This is a genomic window from Lysinibacillus sp. BF-4, assembly GCF_000743635.1.
Classification (GTDB): domain Bacteria; phylum Bacillota; class Bacilli; order Bacillales_A; family Planococcaceae; genus Metalysinibacillus; species Metalysinibacillus saudimassiliensis.
In genome coordinates, this window is sequence record NZ_JPUW01000001.1 from 79,314 (window position 1) to 97,479 (window position 18,166).

Genomic DNA, 18,166 nt, shown 5'->3' on the forward strand with positions numbered 1-18,166 from the left:
GTTTTTTATAATGGCAACAATCGCATTTATTTTTCCGGGGCAAGGCTCACAAACTGTCGGGATGGGGCAGCAATTTGTAGCGGAGCATGAAGATAGTAAAGCAATTTATGAGGCAGCAAACACGGCGCTAAATTATGATTTAGCTAAGTTAATGCTTGAAGGACCTCAAGAAGAGCTAACATTAACGTATAATGCACAGCCTGCATTACTAACAACAGGTGTTATGGTAGCAGAGCGCTTAAAGCAAGCTGGTATTGCACCTCACTATGTTGCAGGGCACTCATTAGGAGAATATAGCGCACTTGTTGCGTCAGGTGTTATGCAATTTACAGATGCGGTTGTTGCTGTACATAAGCGCGGCTTATTTATGGAAGAAGCCGTACCAGCAGGTGAGGGAGCAATGGCAGCCATTTTAGGTATGGATGCTGACAAGTTAACAAGTGTGACAGAGCGCATTACTAAACAAGGTAATACAGTGCAACTTGCTAACTTAAATTGCCCAGGACAAATTGTGATTTCTGGTACTAAAGCTGGTGTGGATAAGGCTTGTGTTTTAGCTAAAGAGGAAGGCGCAAAGCGTGCGATTCCATTAGTAGTGAGTGGACCTTTCCACTCGTCGTTAATGACACCAGCAGCAGAAAAACTAGATGCGGTACTTGCACAATTGCCATTAACAGAAGGAGCTGTGCCGCTGATTGGTAATGTGACAGCAGATGTTGTAGCGGTGAGTGATGTGCAACAAGAGCTTGTCGCGCAAGTTTATAGCCCTGTACGCTGGGAAGAAAGTGTACGTAAAATGCTTGATTTGGGTGTTGATACTTTTATTGAGTGCGGGCCTGGAAAAGTATTATCAGGTTTAGTGAAAAAAGTAGACCGTTCTGTAACAACATACTGCGTGTATGATGAAGCGAGTTTACAAGCAGTAGTAGAAGCGGCAAAGGAGTGGGCATAATGACAAAAACAGCAGTAGTAACAGGTGCATCACGCGGTATTGGTCGTGCGATTGCATTAAAGTTAGCACAAGACGGCGCCAATGTTGTCGTTAACTATAGTGGCTCACAAGCAAAAGCTGAGGAAGTTGTAGCAGAAATAAAAGCGCTTGGACAACAGGCAATTGCTGTGCAAGCTAACGTGGCAGATGCAGATGAAGTAAAAGCTTTAATGGGTGCTGCAATGGATGCTTTCGGTTCAATTGATATTTTAGTTAACAATGCAGGTATTACACGCGATAATTTGTTAATGCGTATGAAGGAAGACGAGTGGGATAGCGTAATGGATACGAACCTAAAAGGCGTATTTTTATGTACAAAAGCTGTAGCACGCCAAATGATGAAACAACGCGCAGGACGTATTATTAATGTTGCTTCGATTGTAGGTGTTGCAGGTAATGCAGGTCAGGCAAATTACGTAGCAGCTAAAGCAGGTGTTATCGGTTTAACAAAAACGACAGCAAAAGAGCTTGCGGCACGTAATATTTTAGTGAACGCTGTAGCCCCTGGCTTTATTGCAACTGATATGACAGAGGAGTTACCACAAGATGTTAAGGATGCGATGTTAACACAAATCCCGCTGGCGAAACTTGGACAGCCAGAAGACGTCGCTAACGTAGTAGCATTTTTAGCATCAGAAGGTGCTAATTATATGACAGGTCAAACCTTGCATATTGATGGTGGCATGGTAATGTAATGTAAGCTGTTAAAATTGTGTAAAATTTATTATACTCATTTGAGGGGAGGTGACTGATTTGACTACAGTATTAGAGCGCGTAACAAAAGTAATCGTTGACCGTTTAGACGTTGAAGAGAACAAAGTAACACCAGAGGCTTCATTCCGTGAAGATTTAGGTGCTGACTCTTTAGACGTAGTAGAACTAGTAATGGAACTTGAGGACGAGTTTGAGATGGAAATCTCTGACGAGGATGCAGAAAAAATTACAACAGTAGGTTCTGCGGTAACATACATCGAAAGCAAATTAGGCTAATAAAGTCTTACGAGGCACCTCGCATCGACGCGTTCGATCGAGCGTGCCTCTTTTGTATGAAAAAGTGATGCGTTAACCAAGTTGTAAAAAGGCGAAATACTTTTGCACAATTACCTTAGAAAAGGTACACTTAACGTTAGAAACTGAGCAGAAAGGTAGAATGTGTATGATAAATAAAAGAAGAGGTACGGCACAGAAGCCAGGTGTCATCCCAGAGAAAGCGCGCGCGCAATTTGATGTATTGCAAGAGAAGTTAAGCATCTCGTTTCAAAATAAAGCTTTACTATACCAAGCTTTTACACATTCGTCTTATGTGAATGAGCATCGACGTAAATTATTTACAGATAACGAACGTCTAGAATTTTTAGGAGATGCGGTGTTAGAGCTATCCGTATCAAAATATTTATTTGAAAAATACCCTGCTATGAGCGAGGGAGAATTAACGAAGTTACGTGCTTCAATTGTATGTGAACCTTCATTAGTTATTTTCGCCAATGAATTAAATTTCGGTCATTATGTATTGCTCGGTAAAGGTGAGGAGCTAACAGGTGGTCGTGAGCGTCCTGCGTTACTTGCAGACGTATTTGAAGCATTCATCGGTGCATTATATTTAGATCAAGATTTAGATACAGTTGTGCAGTTTTTAGCACGTGTCGTCTTTCCTAAGGTGGATGTCGGTGCATTTTCGCATGCGATGGACTTTAAAAGTCAGCTTCAAGAGATGGTACAACAATCTAGCAGTGGTTTGTTAAATTATGAGATTATTGATGAGCGTGGACCAGCGCATAATCGTACGTTTGTATCAAGTGTCCTGTTAAATGGACAGGAGCTAGGTGTCGGACGAGGTAAATCGAAAAAAGAAGCCGAGCAACAAGCAGCACAATGTGCCATGGTTGTGATTAAAGAACAGCAAGGAGAGGCTTAAATGTATTTAAAGCGCTTAGACATGGTCGGTTTTAAATCATTTGCTAAGCGTACGAGTATTGATTTTGTACCTGGATTAACAGCGGTTGTAGGTCCTAACGGTAGTGGTAAAAGTAATGTTACAGATGCGATACGCTGGGTGCTCGGTGAGCAGTCAGCTAAATCGCTGCGTGGTGCAAAAATGGAGGATATTATTTTCTCTGGTAGTGATGCACACCGTGCGGTTAATGTCGCAGAGGTAACCCTCGTTTTAGATAATAGTGATGAGCGTGTTAAATTGCCTTATAACGAGGTGAGTGTAACGCGTCGTGTTCATCGTTCAGGCGAAAGCGAGTATTTACTTAATAATCAAGCTTGTCGTTTAAAAGATATTACCGACTTATTTATGGATTCAGGTTTAGGAAAAGAAGCCTTTTCGATTATTTCGCAAGGGCGAGTAGATGAAATTTTAAATAGCCGTCCCCAAGACCGTCGCGCCATCTTTGAAGAGGCTGCGGGGGTTTTAAAATATAAGCTACGAAAAAAGAAGGCAGAGCATAAATTATTTGAAGCGGACGAAAATCTTTTGCGAGTGTTAGATATTTTACACGAGCTAAGCGACCGTTTAGCCCCCTTAGAGCAACAAGCTTCTAAGGCACGGGATTATTTACAAATGACGGCAGATGTCCGAGATTATGATATTGCCGTAATGGTAGCAGATGCGACAGCGCAGTTAACAGCGATGCAGGCGCACCAAGCAACAGAGCAACAATATAAAGAACAAGAGCAACACTTTGCTAAGCAGGTAGCGGAGTTAGAGGTACTTGTGCAAACGCTAATGAGTGAGCGTCAAACGCTTGATCAACAATACGAGGCCACAAATGCGAGCTTATTAGAGGCAAGTACAGAGGTGGAGCGTTTAACAGGCTATCAAGCTGTTAGTGCGGAAAAGGCGCAAAATAAGGCGCAACGTTTAGCACAACTTGAAGCGGCAAAAGCACACCAAGCTACCAAAATTAATGCATTAACAGAAAAACAACAACAGGAGCGCACGCACTTTGCCACGCTACAAACACAAGTAAAAGAACAAGAACAACAAGTGAAGCAATATGAACATGTACTACAGCGCTCTGCTAAAGAGATTGATAAAGAGATTGAGCAACAACGCAATCGCTACATTGACCTCATGAATGAGCAGGTTACTGTCAAAAATGATATGAAGCATATTGAGCAACAAATGGCACGTCAACAAGCAATGACATCACGTGTGAGCACTCAAAATGATGAGGCGAGTGAGCAATTGCGCACATTACAGCAACAGTTTAGTGAGCTTACACAACGCAATGCCACGTTACATGATAAATTAGGGCATTTGCGTCAGCAGTTAAAGCAACAAACACAACAAGTGGATAAACAAAAAAATGCGTTTGAGAAAAAACAAGCGATGCTTTATGAGGCGTATCAGCATCAGCATCGTTTAAAAGCGCGCAAAGATACACTTGAAGAGTTAGCAGCGGATTTTTCTGGCTTCTATCAAGGTGTACGTGCGGTATTACAAGCAAGAGCGAGCAATCAATTGCAAGGTATTGACGGTGCAGTAGCGGAGCTATTACATGTGCCAAAGCAATATACACAGGCTATCGAAACAGCATTAGGTGCTTCAAGTCAGCATATTATTACTACGGATGAAAAAGCTGCCCAGTATGCAATTCAATATTTAAAACGTAAAAAAGAAGGACGTGCGACATTTTTACCACGTACCGTTATTAAGCCACGCCTTATCCAAAGTCACATCTTACAAGAAGTAGCAAGTCATCCAGCCTTTATTAATACTGCGTCCGCGCTTGTTAGTGCAGACCAACAGTATGAGGCTATTGTAGATAACTTACTAGGTAGTGTAATTGTGGCGCAGGATTTGCAAGGTGCAACAGCAATTGCTCGTTTAGCAGGCTTCCGTTACCGCGTAGTGACGCTTGAAGGGGATGTTGTAAATGCGGGTGGTTCTTTAACAGGTGGTGCCGCACAGCGTCAATCTAATGTGTTTTCACGTAAATTAGAGTTAGATGATTTAGCGAGCAAGCTGACGCAAATTAATGCTCAAATTACGACAGCTGAAGCTGATGTACAGCAAGGTAAGGTAATGTTGCAAACACAGCAACAACAGCTTGTACAATTACGTGAAGACATAGAGAGCACGCAACAACAAGCTCATGCAAGTGCAGCGCAGGTAACAGCACTAGAAAATGATAAAAAACATCTAGAAGCACGTGTGTCAGTAGTAGCGACAGAGCGTACAGATGCTACAGAGCAAATTGCTCAGCTAACAGCACAGTATGAGCAAGCAACAGCACGTGTAACCGCATTAACACAAGAACTGACGCAAATTGATGAGCAGGTACAAAGCTTAACGAATCTCAAAGAGAAAAGTGAGCTTGAGCGTGATACATTACGTGCTCAACTAGATGATCTACGTCCAAAGCTTGCAGTTAGCAAGGAAAAACGAGCTCAAGCAGGCGAAGCCATTGCAGGCTATGAGCTAGCACTTGAACAAGCAAAAGCGGAGTTAGCATCCATTGCTGAAGACATTACTTGGTTTACTAAAGAGCAAGGTGAGCAAGATTCACCTGAGGTACTAACACAAAAAATTACTGCGTGGCAAACAGCGAAGCAGGAAAACGAACAACGCTTGCAAACATTACGAGAAGCACGTGCAACAAATCGTGTGACGTTGCAGGATAAGGAAGTAACGCTACAACAATTGCGCATGCAACATCAAGGTTATGTTGAGCAACTTCATGATATTGCGCTAAAAATTGAGCGTGCGCATAGTCGCATTACGTATATTGAAGAGCAGCTATGGGAGCAATATGAGTGGGATTTACGCTCACAGCAAGATGTACCGAAGTTAACAATTGATATTGAGCAGGCACGACGTCGTGTCAAATTATTAAAACAATCGATTGAAGAACTTGGCACTGTTAATGTAGATGCTATTGCAGAATATGAACAGGTGATGGAGCGTTATACTTTCTTACAGGAACAACGTAATGATTTAGTAGAGGCGCAACAAACATTGAATGAAGCCATTTGCGAAATGGATAGTGAAATGACAGTGCGCTTTAAAACAACCTTTGAAGAAATCCGAACACATTTCCATAGTGCATTTCGTGAGTTATTTGGTGGTGGTAATGCTGATTTGGTATTAATTGATCCAACCAATTTACTAGAAACAGGTATTGAGATTGTTGCCCAGCCACCAGGTAAAAAATTGCAAAGTCTTTCACTACTTTCGGGTGGGGAACGTGCGCTAGTTGCTATTGCACTATTATTTGCTATTTTAAAAACGCGACCTGTGCCATTTTGTGTGCTCGATGAAGTTGAGGCTGCGCTAGATGAAGCCAATGTAACGCGTTATGCAGAGTACCTGCGTAAACTTAGTGGTGATACACAATTTATTGTGATTACACACCGTAAAGGCACAATGGAAGGTGCTGATGTTCTGTATGGTATTACAATGCAGGAGTCGGGCGTATCTAAACTTGTGTCTGTGAAATTAGAACAAGATGAAGAGGAGCGACAATAATGAGTTTTTTTAAGCGCTTGAAAGATAAATTAATGGGCAATCCCGAAGAAGAAAAGAAGGACGAACTACTTGCAGAGCAAGCAGAGGAAGAAGCTACTACCTTGCCAGAACCGTCACCAGAGGATATTGAGGAAACGGTCGAAGTAATGGAGGCAACACTTGCAGAGGAGCCTATAGCTGCACCACCAATTGAGGAGGTAGCAGAGGAGCAACCTGTCGAAGAAGAGGTAGAGGAAGAAGAAGCTGAAGAGACAGAGCAAAAGCCATCAGCATGGTCAATTACAGCAAAATTCAAAGCGGGATTAGCGAAAACACGCGACACGTTTACTTCAAAAGTAAATGACCTTGTAGCGCGTTACCGTAAAGTGGATGAAGACTTCTTTGAGGAATTAGAGGATGTGTTATTACAGGCGGATGTTGGTTTTGAAACCGTAATGGAGTTAATGGACAAATTACGTTTCGAAGTACAACGTCAAAATATTAAAGATACTGAGGGTATCCAAGCTATTATTTCAGAAAAACTTGTTGAGATTTATGAACAAGGTGAAGCAGATTCTATTGAATTAAACATTCAACCTAAAGGTGAGTTAACGGTTATTTTATTTGTTGGTGTAAATGGTGTAGGTAAAACAACAACTATTGGTAAACTCGCGCACCGTCTACAAAAAGAAGGTAAAACCGTTATGTTAGCTGCAGGTGATACTTTCCGTGCTGGTGCAATTGACCAGTTACAAGTATGGGGAGACCGCGTTGGTTGTGAGGTTGTTAAACAATCAGAAGGCTCAGATCCAGCTGCTGTAATGTTTGACGCAATCCAAGCGGCTAAAAAACGCAATGTGGATGTATTAATCTGCGATACAGCAGGACGCCTACAAAATAAAGTTAATTTAATGAATGAGCTTGAAAAAGTACATCGTGTTATTTCGCGAGAAGTGCCTAATGCGCCACATGAGGTATTATTAGCATTAGACGCAACAACAGGTCAAAACGCGCTTGTACAGGCGCAAACATTTAAAGAAGTAACGGATGTTACGGGTATTGTATTAACAAAACTTGATGGCACAGCTAAAGGCGGTATTGTATTAGCAATTCGTAATAAGCTCCATATTCCTGTGAAATTTGTAGGGCTTGGTGAGAAGATGGATGATTTACAGCCATTTGATGCAGAGCGTTATGTATATGGCTTATTTGCGGAAGGTTTAGAGCGCGAACTAGAAAATAGCGAAGACGAGGCATAATCAAGTAGATTACCTTGACAGCAAAGCGTGTCGTTCGATATGATACAGTAGATTAACGACAGGAGAGAAATGTGATGCTACTTGAAAAAACAACGCGCATGAATTTTCTTTTCGATTTTTATCAAGCATTGTTAACGGATAAACAGCGTAGCTATATGGAGCTGTACTATTTGGATGACCATTCACTTGGCGAAATCGCGGATTCATACGGTGTATCACGACAAGCTGTATATGATAATATAAAACGTACAGAAAAAATGCTTGAAGGCTACGAAGAAAAGCTTTGCCTATTTGAAAAATTCGAAAAGCGTAAGCATATTTTGCAGCATTTACTAACGAGTATCGAACAAAACGGTAATAACGAGGAGCAAAAACAGCTCGTCGAACAGTTAAAGGAATGGGATTAGGAGGCGACTTAAGTGGCGTTTGAAGGATTATCGGAACGACTCCAGGAAACGATCCAAAAAATCAAAGGTAAAGGTAAGGTAACAGAGCAAGACGTTAAAGCGATGATGCGTGAGGTACGCTTTGCTTTAATTGAGGCCGATGTTAACTTACAAGTTGTAAAGCAATTTGTTAAGGCTGTCAGCGAACGTGCAGTAGGCGCAGACGTTATGAAGAGCCTAACACCTGGTCAACAAGTTATTAAAATTGTACAAGACGAGCTTACAACTTTAATGGGCGGCGAACAAAGCCCAATTAAATTTAACCCTAAACCACCAACCGTTATTATGATGGTTGGTTTGCAAGGGGCAGGTAAAACAACAACTACGGGTAAGCTAGCTAATGTGTTACGTAAAAAATACAATCGTAAACCATTACTTGTAGCTGCCGACGTCTATCGTCCAGCAGCTGTTCAACAGCTTGAGACATTAGGTAAGCAACTATCTTTACCAGTGTTTTCGATGGGCACGGACGTATCACCCGTAGAAATTGCTGAAAAGGCAATCGAACAGGCAAAAGAAGAGCACTATGATGTTGTGATTATTGATACGGCGGGTCGTTTACATATTGACGAAACGTTAATGCAAGAGTTAAAAGACATTCGTGCGATTAAAGAGCCTGACGAAATCTTTTTAGTTGTTGATGCAATGACAGGTCAAGATGCAGTCAATGTAGCAAATAGTTTCAATGATGCACTGGGCATTACAGGCGTTGTATTAACGAAGCTTGATGGTGACACGCGCGGTGGTGCGGCGTTATCGATTCGTTCTGTAACACAAAAGCCAATTAAATTTGTTGGTATGGGCGAAAAGATGGACGCTTTAGAGCCATTCCATCCTGAACGCATGGCATCTCGTATTTTAGGTATGGGTGATATGCTTTCATTAATTGAAAAAGCGCAAGCACAAGTTGATGAAGATAAGGCCAAAGAGCTAGAAGAAAAATTTAAAACGCAAAGTTTTACATTTGATGACTTTATCGAACAACTGCAACAAGTTAAGAAGATGGGCCCTCTCGATGAAATTTTAAAAATGATTCCTGGGGCAAACAAAATCAAAGGTTTGGAGAATGCTAAGGTAGATGACAAGCAAATGGCGCACCTAGAGGCGATTATTTACTCGATGACACCTGCAGAGAAAACAAACCCTGATATCATTAACTCAAGCCGTAAAAAGCGTATCTCGCGCGGTTCAGGTCGACCAATCCAAGAAATTAATCGCCTGTTAAAGCAGTTTGAGGAAATGAAAAAGATGATGAAACAAATGACGGGCATGGCTTCTGGTAAAGGTAAGAAAAAGATGAAAATGCCTGGTCTAGATTCGTTATTTAAGTAAAAAAAGTAGTGTGTTAAGAAAAAACACTTTACAAACAAACCAAACATTGATAATATACTATCTTGTGTGAAACTTATTCGGAGGTGCAAAGAAAATGGCAGTTAAAATTCGTTTAAAACGTATGGGAGCTAAAAAATCTCCTTTCTATCGTATCGTAGTAGCAGACGCTCGCGCGCCACGCGACGGTCGTCAAATCGAAACAGTAGGTACTTACAACCCACTTACTCAACCAGCTACACTTAAAATCGATGAAGAGAAAGCTCTTAAATGGTTAGCTAACGGTGCAAAACCATCTGATACAGTTCGTAACCTGTTCTCAGATGAAGGCATCATGGAAAAATTCCATAACCAAAAATTCAGCAAATAATCGGAGGTGACGTCTTTGAAGCAGCTGATTGAAACAATCGTTTTACCGTTAGTCGATTTCCCTGAGCAAGTACGCATTACTGCGGACGAATCAGATAATCGGGTTGTTTATAAACTTTTTGTTCATCCAGAGGATCGAGGGAAAGTCATAGGCAAGCAGGGGCGCGTTGCAAAGGCAATTCGTACAATTGTTTATTCAGCAGCAGGCAGTCACCATAAGAAGACTTACGTCGACATAGTGGATTAGAAAAGGGAGGAGCTTGCAAAAGTTCCTCTCTTTTTATTTATAAAAAGAGGTGAATACATGGAATGGTTTAATGTAGGGCGCATTGTAAATACACATGGTGTGCGCGGTGAGGTTCGTATTTTATCAACGACAGATTTTGAAGATGAGCGTTTTTATGTAGGTAATCGTCTAGGTGCATTTAAAAAGGACGATAAAAAACCAACGTGGGTAACGATTGCATCGGTACGTCGTCACAAAAACTTTATTTTATTAACATTTGAAGGCATGCATAATATGAATGATGTCGTGCCATTTAAAGAAGGTCTATTAAAAATTACGAAAGACCAAATGGAAGAAGACGTGTTAGAAGAAAACGAATTTTACTTCCATGAAATCATCGGATGTACCGTTGTCGCAGAAGACGGCGAAGTAATCGGTGAAATTAAAGATATTTTGCAAACAGGTGCGAATGATGTTTGGGTAGTTAAGGGCGCTAAAAAAGAGCATTACATCCCATACATTGAGGACATCGTACAAGATATTAATATTGAGGATAAAAAAATTACAATTCATGTAATGGAAGGACTTTTATAAATGAATATTCATGTGCTTAGTTTGTTTCCAGATATGTTTACGGGTGTGTTTGGTTCTTCGATTCTAAAAAAAGCGCAGGAAAAAGGTGCCGTAACATTAGATGTCACAGATATTCGTGAGTTTGCATATGATAAGCATCGTCAGGTAGATGATTACCCTTATGGTGGTAGTGCAGGTATGGTATTAAAGCCTGAGCCAATGTTTGAGGCGGTAGAGAAGCTCTCAGAGGGACGTAAGCCACGCGTTGTGCTGCTATGCCCACAAGGAGAGCGCTACACGCAAAAGAAGGCTGAGGAGTTTGCGCAAGAAGAAGAATTGATTTTACTATGCGGGCATTATGAAGGTTATGATGAGCGTATCCGTGAATATTTAGTTACGGACGAAATTTCAATTGGCGACTATGTGCTAACAGGCGGCGAAATTGGCGCTATGACAATTGTTGATAGTGTCGTACGTTTGCTACCAGGTGTGTTAGGACAGGAGGCGTCTCATGTCAATGATTCGTTCTCTACTGGGTTGCTTGAGCACCCTCACTATACGCGTCCTGCAGACTTTCGTGGCATGAAGGTGCCTGACATTTTATTATCAGGTCACCATGCAAATATTGAGAAATGGCGTGAACAGCAATCGCTAAAACGTACGTTTTTACGCCGTCCCGATTTACTAGAAAACTATCCACTTACAGCAGAACAACGCGCTTACTTAGCAACATTAAAAAAATAACATTGCGCTTGTTAAGCTGACAAATTTGTGGTATTATTCATTTTGTACTTCTTTGTAGAAGTGCCGGATTACGATGTTCCGCTGCAATTCAGTATTGTAAGAGCGTCTGTTATAAGGAGAGAAAATAATGACAAACATTATTACAGAAATCACTAAAGAACAACTTCGCACAGACCTACCTACTTTCCGTGCTGGTGACACAGTCAAAGTACACGTTAAAGTAGTAGAGGGTACTCGTGAACGTATCCAAATGTACGAAGGTGTTGTAATCAAACGTCGCGGTGGCGGAATTAGCGAAACTTTCACAGTTCGTAAAATTTCTTACGGTGTAGGTGTTGAACGTACATTCCCTGTACACACACCAAAAATCGCTCAATTAGAAGTTACTCGTCGCGGTAAAGTACGTCGCGCTAAACTTTACTACCTACGTAAATTACGTGGTAAAGCAGCACGTATTAAAGAAATTCGATAATCAACACGAAAAAGGAGTTCGCGTGCGAACTCCTTTTCTTTTTGCTTGTCATAGATATTATAATTCTACTACAATGTAGAGTAGTAAAGGAGTGGCATAAATGGCTGAAAAAGAAGTAGCCCCAAAGAATGAATTTTGGGAATGGACGAAAGCATTGCTGATTGCATTTGCAGTAGCAGCGCTTGTGAAGTATTTTTTATTCACACCGATTGTGGTGGACGGAGAGTCGATGACGCCAACACTGCAAGACCGTGACCGTATGATCGTCAATAAAATTGGTTATACCATTGGTGGGCCAGATCGCTTTGAAATCGTAGTGTTCCATGCACCAGCTGGTAAAAACTATATTAAACGTATTATTGGTTTACCTGGTGACAAAGTGGAGTACCGTGATGATCAGCTATACATTAATGACGAGCCACTTGACGAGCCATACTTAGACGAAAAGAAAGCTATGCTACTCGATGGTACATTAACTGAGGACTTTATTATTGAGCGTGTACCAGATGACCAAATTTTTGTAATGGGTGATAACCGCCGAGGTAGTACGGATAGCCGCCATATCGGGCCCGTAGCTAACGAAAAAGTAATCGGTCAAACAAGCATCGTCTTTTGGCCATTTAAACAAATTGGTAAGGTAAAATAAAAACGGGAAGCGTGTAGCTTCCTTTTTTTATGAGAAAGGATAGAAGAATAGATGACAATACAATGGTTTCCAGGGCATATGGCGAAAGCCCGCCGCCAAGTAACGGAAAAATTAAAATTAGTTGATATTATGTTTGAGCTTGTAGACGCGCGTCTACCGCTTTCTTCACGCAACCCTATGTTAGATAGCATTATTCATCAAAAGCCACGTCTCATCATTTTAAATAAGGCTGACATGGCAGATGAGCATGAGACACAGAAGTGGGTAGCTCATTTTGAAGGTACAGGCCAACGAGCAGTAGCTATTAACTCATTAGAAGGTAAAGGGCTACAAAAAGTAACAAAAGCTGCACAAGAAATCTTGGCTGAAAAATTTGAACGTATGCGCCAAAAAGGCATGAAGCCACGTGCTATCCGTGCGATGATTGTTGGGATTCCGAACGTTGGTAAATCGACTTTAATTAACCGTTTAGCGAAAAAGAATTTAGCGAAGACAGGTAATATGCCAGGTGTTACAAAAGCACAGCAATGGATTAAAGTAGGCAAAGACATTGAGCTACTTGATACACCAGGGATTTTATGGCCGAAGTTTGAAGACCAAGAAATTGGTTATAAGCTTGCACTTACAGGAGCGATTAAGGATACGGTAACTAATTTAGAAGACGTTGCAGTATATGGGCTTAAGTTTTTAGCTGAGCGCTACCCAAACCGTTTGCAAGATCGTTACGGCTTTAGTGTACTGCATGAAGATTTAGTCGATACATTTGACCATATCGGCAAGTTACGCCGCGTATTTGGACAAGGCGGAGAGATTGACTATGACCAAGTTGCGGAGATTGTTGTTCGTGATGTACGTGGTTTAAATTTTGGTCGTTTAACATTTGATTTTGTTGACGAAATGATCCAAGAATAACAAAAAGGACTAGCTAATCGCGGCTAGTCCTTTTTATGTGCGAAAAAAACAGGGGCATGTGCATTTAACTGTTGCATTAGCGTTTTGCTACGTTCGCTATGCATTTGCTTAATTTCGCCATTGGTTAATCGTTCCTTGTCGTCGTGCTTTTTACTTTCTTGTTCTACACGTAGCCAAAAGATTAGTTTTTGTGACAATAGCACGCGTACACCATTTGGTTTTACTAGATACACACGTTCAAAGCCATCCTCAAATACTGTGATTTTGGGACCGTCGTCTTGTGGCTTTTGCGCTTGTTCGTAATGTTTGCGTTGTTCAGCGATAGCGTCATTGACGATGCGATTGGCGATTTGTGCAATTTCCATTCCTCTCACCTCAAGTAATGTATCGGATTAGAGAGGTTTTTCTTTTAGAAAACGATAAAATAACCGATAATAGGCATACGAATAAAGATTGAGGGGCGTAATTATGAAAACAGTAAAAGAAATTACACAAGCATTAAAAGAAGCGACAACAGAGCAAGCGTGGATAACGGAGCTAGCTACTGATGAGCGTGCAGGCGTACAAAAGGCATTAAAGCAATTTTATAGTCGCTTAACAAAAATACAAGAGGCACATCAGGCACATTTAGAGCGAGTAGCTTTTGATGATAGTTACCGTGCAAAATACGGTGCAGTTCTAGCAGGTGTAGATGAGGCGGGGCGCGGGCCACTTGCAGGTCCTGTCGTAACAGCTGCAGTAGTATTACCGACAGATTGTAGTGCATTTGAAGGCATCAACGACTCTAAACAATTAACAAAAGAACAACGAGCAAATTATGCTGCTGTCATTAAAGCGAATGCTGTGGCATATGCTATTCATTTTCAACCTGTACAGGTGATTGATAAAATTAATATTTATGAGGCGACAAAGCGTTCTATGGCACGTAGTGTAGGTTTACTAACTGTGCAGCCTGATGGGGTATTGTTAGATGCGATGACGGTTGCGATTGCCCTTCCACAAGAAAATATCATTAAGGGCGATGCTAAAAGTTTGAGCATCGCAGCAGCTTCTATTTTAGCTAAGACTGCACGTGATGCTTATATGGACGAATTAGCCGAAAAATACCCAGCCTATGGTTTTGAACAACATGCAGGTTATGGTACACCACAGCATTTAGAGGCGTTAGCTAAGCATGGTGTAACGGCAGAGCATCGCACGTCATTTGAACCAATTAAATCAATGGTACAAGGAGGTTGGCTAAAATGAATATGTCATTTCAAGCGGTAGGGGGCAATCAAGCAATCCAAGCACAGCAACAACCTCTAGCGCTTCGACAAGGACAAGTATTTCATGGCACAATTAAACAACTATTTCCTGATCAAATGGCAGAAGTACAAATTGGTGGACATAAAATGATAGCTAAGCTTGAAGTGCCACTTAAAGCTGGTGACGCACACTTCTTTCAAGTGACAGGCACTACACCGCAAACAGAGCTTAAAGTAGTAACAGGACCGATGGGACCGCAAATGTCGCAAAGCCAGCAAATGAATCAGCTACTCGATACTATGAATGTGCCAAAAACGGCAGACATGCAAAAGGTTATGGCACATTTTATGAAGGAACAAGTGCCTATTTCTAAAGAGCAACTTGTACAAGCTGAAGCGTGGATAAAAAATTTAGATGGGGCTGATAAGCAACAGGCATTAACGGCATTAACGAAAATGGTAGAGTTGAAAATGCCTTTTACTAACGAAGTATTTCAAGCGTTAATGAATGGGCAAAAAACGAGTGGGATGACAAGTGCGTTACAACAAGTAGCAAACCTACTACAGACAGACACTGGTCTACCGGCTGATTTGCGTCAATCATTGCTTTCACAAATCAATCAATTAGCTAAACCTTTTGGTGCAGAAACAGGAGGTGTGATGTTAGCTAAGTTAGTGCAAACTTTGCAAAACCCAGCATCCTCTGTAGCGGATAAATTACAAGCGCTACAGGTGCTGAAGCAGGCAGGAGCTGTACAACCAAATGCTACAATGCAAAATATTGCACCAAATACACAGCAAGGTCAGCCTTCTACAATCGTACAACAGGTAATGCAAGCAACGCCTAGCACAGCACAGGCAGTAGCTAATGATGTTAAGGCATGGGTAGCGACTCAGTCGAGCTTAACTACAGAAAATAAACAAGCTTTAACGCAGTTAGTAGAACGATTTCAACAATTGCCAGCCACACCACAAACCATTCAATCCTTTGGCAAAGAGTTGCAACACCAATTATTGCGTGCCTTTAGTGCTAATGCGGAACAACAAATTTTTGGGCAAGACCAAGGAGCAAAAGAGCAACTCCTATCTTTGCTACGTCCAGGTCTTACAGCGCCTCAGCAAGCACAACTGCTACAGCAACTCACGGAGCAACTCGCAAAGCCGCAGGCACCTATTGTGCAAAATCTAATGACCACAGCCGAGGCACAAGTAGCAGCCGCAGTAGATAGTAAAGCTATGGAACATGCCATGAAGCATGTAATGCGTGGGCTAGGCGTGAGTTATGAGGCCATGCTTACTCAAAGAGCGGCAGACACACAAGCGATTGCTCAAATGATTAAGCCCCAATTACAAGCGATGCTAGAGCAACCTGTATCACCTGAAATGCGCCAAGCGAGCGAAATGTTATTATCTCGTATGAACGGTATGCAATTATTATCTGGAGAGAATGGACCACAGCAACAGTTAACTATGCAAGTGCCGCTAGAGTTTTTTGGTAAGCGTACAGATGCAACTTTGCAATGGAGTGGGCGTATGAAGGAAGATGGGAAAATTGACGCAGCATTTGCACGAATTTTATTTTATTTACAAATGGACTCTCTACAAGAGACGATGATTGATATGCAAGTGCAAAATCGTGTCGTAACAGTGAACTTATTTAATGACAATCCTGTGTTAAAATCGCTTACTATACCGTTCCAAGCGCTATTAAAAGAAGGCTTAGCGAAAAAAGATTATCAATTATCTGCCGTAACAGTTAAAACTTTTGAGGAGCAAAACGCACCTAAAAAGCGTGTACTAAAACAGCCACAATCACCAACGACAGGAGTTGACTATCTCGTATGAGTACAGAAAATCATAAGCGTAAAGAAGCTATTGCCTTAACTTACGTCCCAGGAGAGAGTGCAGGTCCTAAGGTTGTTGCAAAGGGGAAAGGAAAAATTGCGGATAATATTTTAGCTAAAGCCGCAGAGCATAGCATTCCCGTCCACGAGGATCCAAGTCTTGTCGAACTTTTAGGGCAACTCGATCTAAATGAATCTATACCTGAAGAGCTGTACCAAGCTGTAGCCGAGGTCTTTGCCTTTATTTACCGTGTAGATAAGGAGCATAAATTAACGCGCCGAGAATAATCTGTACTATAAAAGAAAATATCATCCTAAAAGAACATTATTTGCTACTTATCAGAATTATCAAATTACTTATTCGATGATATTTGTGCATAAAAGATTGTAAAATAAACATAAAAGAGGATTATAGACATTATCAGAATCTTTGTATAGAATAGAAGTTGTGAGTAGAATCATGCAATTGTCTGATGGGAGGATGGAATATGAATATCCATGAATATCAAGCGAAAGAAATTTTGCGCAAGTACGGTGTAGCCGTACCAAAAGGTAACGTTGCCTTTTCACCTGATGAAGCGGTGAAGGTAGCTAAAGAATTAAACGCTGACGTAACTGTAGTGAAGGCACAAATCCACGCAGGTGGACGCGGTAAAGCAGGCGGCGTTAAAATCGCAAAAACGCTTGAGGAAGTTCGTTCTTATGCAAAGGAATTACTAGGTAAAATTTTAGTAACGCATCAAACGGGACCTGAGGGTAAAGAGGTTAAGCGCCTATATATCGAACAAGGTTCTGATATTCAAAAGGAATATTATTTAAGCTTAGTCGTGGACCGTGCTACATCACGAGTAACATTAATGGGCTCTGAAGAGGGCGGTATGGATATTGAGGAGGTTGCAGCAGCAACACCAGAAAAGATTTTCCATGAAGTTGTTGACCCTGTATTAGGTTTAACAGCATTCCAAGCGCGACGCATGGCTTTCAATATGAATATCCCTACAAAACTTGTAGGTAGCGCAGCAAAACTAATGATGCGTTTATACGACGCATTTGTTGATACGGATGCTTCGACAGTTGAAGTCAACCCACTAGCGATTACAGGAGACGGCGAAGTAATTGCGTTAGATGCGAAGTTTAACTTTGATGATAACGCTTTATATCGTCATAAAAATATCGTAGAGTTACGTGACTTCAACGAGGAAGATCCAAAAGAAGTAGAGGCATCTAAACATGACCTAAGCTATATTTCACTACACGGCAATATTGGCTGTATGGTAAATGGCGCAGGGCTAGCTATGGCAACAATGGATACAATTAGCTATTACGGCGGAACACCGGCAAACTTCCTAGACGTTGGGGGCGGTGCTACAGCTGAAAAAGTAACAGAAGCATTTAAAATTATTTTATCAGATGAAAACGTTAAGGGGATTTTCGTTAACATCTTTGGCGGTATTATGAAGTGCGATATTATTGCGGCAGGTGTTGTAACAGCAGCCAAAGAAATCGGCTTAGAAGTACCACTAGTCGTTCGCCTTGAAGGTACGAACGTAGAAATCGGTAAAAAAATGCTAAATGAATCAGGCTTAAACATTGTAGCGGCAGATTCAATGGCAGATGGCGCGCAAAAGATCGTCAAATTAGTAGGGTAATTAA

Annotated in this window: 20 protein-coding genes; 19 read left to right on the forward strand and 1 reads right to left on the reverse strand. The window is 41.4% G+C overall.

Annotated features, from left to right (window positions below):
- Positions 1-10 precede the first annotated feature (10 nt).
- The 15 genes from fabD (at position 11) to ylqF (ending at position 13,422) form a co-directional block, all read left to right on the forward strand.
- Positions 11-952 carry an ACP S-malonyltransferase gene (gene fabD / locus CH76_RS00385; protein WP_036141308.1) on the forward strand — a complete coding sequence of 314 codons (942 nt, stop codon included), beginning with the start codon at positions 11-13 and terminating at the stop codon, positions 950-952.
- The gene (gene fabG / locus CH76_RS00390) at positions 952-1,686 is read left to right on the forward strand and encodes a 3-oxoacyl-[acyl-carrier-protein] reductase (RefSeq protein ID WP_036141310.1); all 735 of its coding nucleotides are present in this window, start codon (positions 952-954) and stop codon (positions 1,684-1,686) included. Before fabD ends, fabG begins: the two co-directional genes overlap by 1 nt.
- 58 nt (positions 1,687-1,744) lie before the next feature.
- Positions 1,745-1,981, forward strand: a complete 237-nt coding sequence (gene acpP, locus CH76_RS00395) for an acyl carrier protein (RefSeq protein ID WP_036141313.1) — start codon at positions 1,745-1,747, stop codon at positions 1,979-1,981.
- A 166-nt stretch (positions 1,982-2,147) separates the two neighbouring features.
- The gene (gene rnc / locus CH76_RS00400) at positions 2,148-2,906 is read left to right on the forward strand and encodes a ribonuclease III (protein ID WP_036141315.1); all 759 of its coding nucleotides are present in this window, start codon (positions 2,148-2,150) and stop codon (positions 2,904-2,906) included.
- Positions 2,907-6,467 carry a chromosome segregation protein SMC gene (gene smc / locus CH76_RS00405; RefSeq protein ID WP_036141317.1) on the forward strand — a complete coding sequence of 1,187 codons (3,561 nt, stop codon included), beginning with the start codon at positions 2,907-2,909 and terminating at the stop codon, positions 6,465-6,467.
- Positions 6,467-7,705 carry a signal recognition particle-docking protein FtsY gene (ftsY, locus tag CH76_RS00410; protein WP_036141319.1) on the forward strand — a complete coding sequence of 413 codons (1,239 nt, stop codon included), beginning with the start codon at positions 6,467-6,469 and terminating at the stop codon, positions 7,703-7,705. The genes smc and ftsY overlap by 1 nt, the downstream gene beginning before the upstream one ends.
- 74 nt (positions 7,706-7,779) lie before the next feature.
- Positions 7,780-8,112, forward strand: coding sequence for a putative DNA-binding protein (locus CH76_RS00415; protein ID WP_036141321.1), 333 nt, complete (start codon positions 7,780-7,782; stop codon positions 8,110-8,112).
- A gap of 12 nt (positions 8,113-8,124) precedes the next feature.
- Complete coding sequence (gene ffh, locus CH76_RS00420) at positions 8,125-9,483, forward strand: signal recognition particle protein (RefSeq protein WP_036141323.1); 1,359 nt, start codon at positions 8,125-8,127, stop codon at positions 9,481-9,483.
- 94 nt (positions 9,484-9,577) lie between these two features.
- Positions 9,578-9,850 (forward strand): 30S ribosomal protein S16, encoded by a 273-nt coding sequence (rpsP, locus tag CH76_RS00425; protein ID WP_036141325.1) that lies wholly within the window; start codon positions 9,578-9,580, stop codon positions 9,848-9,850.
- A gap of 15 nt (positions 9,851-9,865) precedes the next feature.
- Positions 9,866-10,096 (forward strand): KH domain-containing protein, encoded by a 231-nt coding sequence (locus tag CH76_RS00430; protein ID WP_036141327.1) that lies wholly within the window; start codon positions 9,866-9,868, stop codon positions 10,094-10,096.
- 57 nt (positions 10,097-10,153) lie between these two features.
- Entirely contained in the window at positions 10,154-10,669 is a 516-nt protein-coding gene (rimM, locus tag CH76_RS00435; protein WP_036141329.1) for a ribosome maturation factor RimM, read from the forward strand.
- Positions 10,670-11,392 (forward strand): tRNA (guanosine(37)-N1)-methyltransferase TrmD, encoded by a 723-nt coding sequence (trmD, locus tag CH76_RS00440; protein ID WP_036141331.1) that lies wholly within the window; start codon positions 10,670-10,672, stop codon positions 11,390-11,392.
- A 127-nt stretch (positions 11,393-11,519) separates the two neighbouring features.
- The gene (gene rplS, locus CH76_RS00445; protein WP_036141333.1) at positions 11,520-11,864 is read left to right on the forward strand and encodes a 50S ribosomal protein L19; all 345 of its coding nucleotides are present in this window, start codon (positions 11,520-11,522) and stop codon (positions 11,862-11,864) included.
- 100 nt (positions 11,865-11,964) lie between these two features.
- The gene (gene lepB, locus CH76_RS00450; protein ID WP_036141335.1) at positions 11,965-12,510 is read left to right on the forward strand and encodes a signal peptidase I; all 546 of its coding nucleotides are present in this window, start codon (positions 11,965-11,967) and stop codon (positions 12,508-12,510) included.
- Between the two features lie 51 nt (positions 12,511-12,561).
- Positions 12,562-13,422 carry a ribosome biogenesis GTPase YlqF gene (ylqF, locus tag CH76_RS00455; RefSeq protein WP_036141338.1) on the forward strand — a complete coding sequence of 287 codons (861 nt, stop codon included), beginning with the start codon at positions 12,562-12,564 and terminating at the stop codon, positions 13,420-13,422.
- 23 nt (positions 13,423-13,445) lie between these two features.
- Here the strand turns inward: ylqF and CH76_RS00460 are convergent, their stop codons facing one another.
- Positions 13,446-13,787, reverse strand: coding sequence for a hypothetical protein (locus CH76_RS00460; protein WP_036141340.1), 342 nt, complete (start codon positions 13,785-13,787; stop codon positions 13,446-13,448).
- A 103-nt stretch (positions 13,788-13,890) separates the two neighbouring features.
- Between CH76_RS00460 and CH76_RS00465 the strand changes: the two genes are divergently transcribed.
- The 4 genes from CH76_RS00465 (at position 13,891) to sucC (ending at position 18,162) form a co-directional block, all read left to right on the forward strand.
- Positions 13,891-14,670 (forward strand): ribonuclease HII, encoded by a 780-nt coding sequence (locus tag CH76_RS00465; RefSeq protein WP_036141342.1) that lies wholly within the window; start codon positions 13,891-13,893, stop codon positions 14,668-14,670.
- The gene (locus CH76_RS00470) at positions 14,667-16,514 is read left to right on the forward strand and encodes a hypothetical protein (protein ID WP_036141344.1); all 1,848 of its coding nucleotides are present in this window, start codon (positions 14,667-14,669) and stop codon (positions 16,512-16,514) included. The genes CH76_RS00465 and CH76_RS00470 overlap by 4 nt, the downstream gene beginning before the upstream one ends.
- Positions 16,511-16,801: an EscU/YscU/HrcU family type III secretion system export apparatus switch protein gene (locus CH76_RS00475; RefSeq protein ID WP_036141346.1), complete on the forward strand. Its 291-nt coding sequence runs from the start codon at positions 16,511-16,513 to the stop codon at positions 16,799-16,801. Before CH76_RS00470 ends, CH76_RS00475 begins: the two co-directional genes overlap by 4 nt.
- 200 nt (positions 16,802-17,001) lie before the next feature.
- Positions 17,002-18,162: an ADP-forming succinate--CoA ligase subunit beta gene (gene sucC / locus CH76_RS00480; protein WP_036141348.1), complete on the forward strand. Its 1,161-nt coding sequence runs from the start codon at positions 17,002-17,004 to the stop codon at positions 18,160-18,162.
- Positions 18,163-18,166 lie beyond the last annotated feature (4 nt).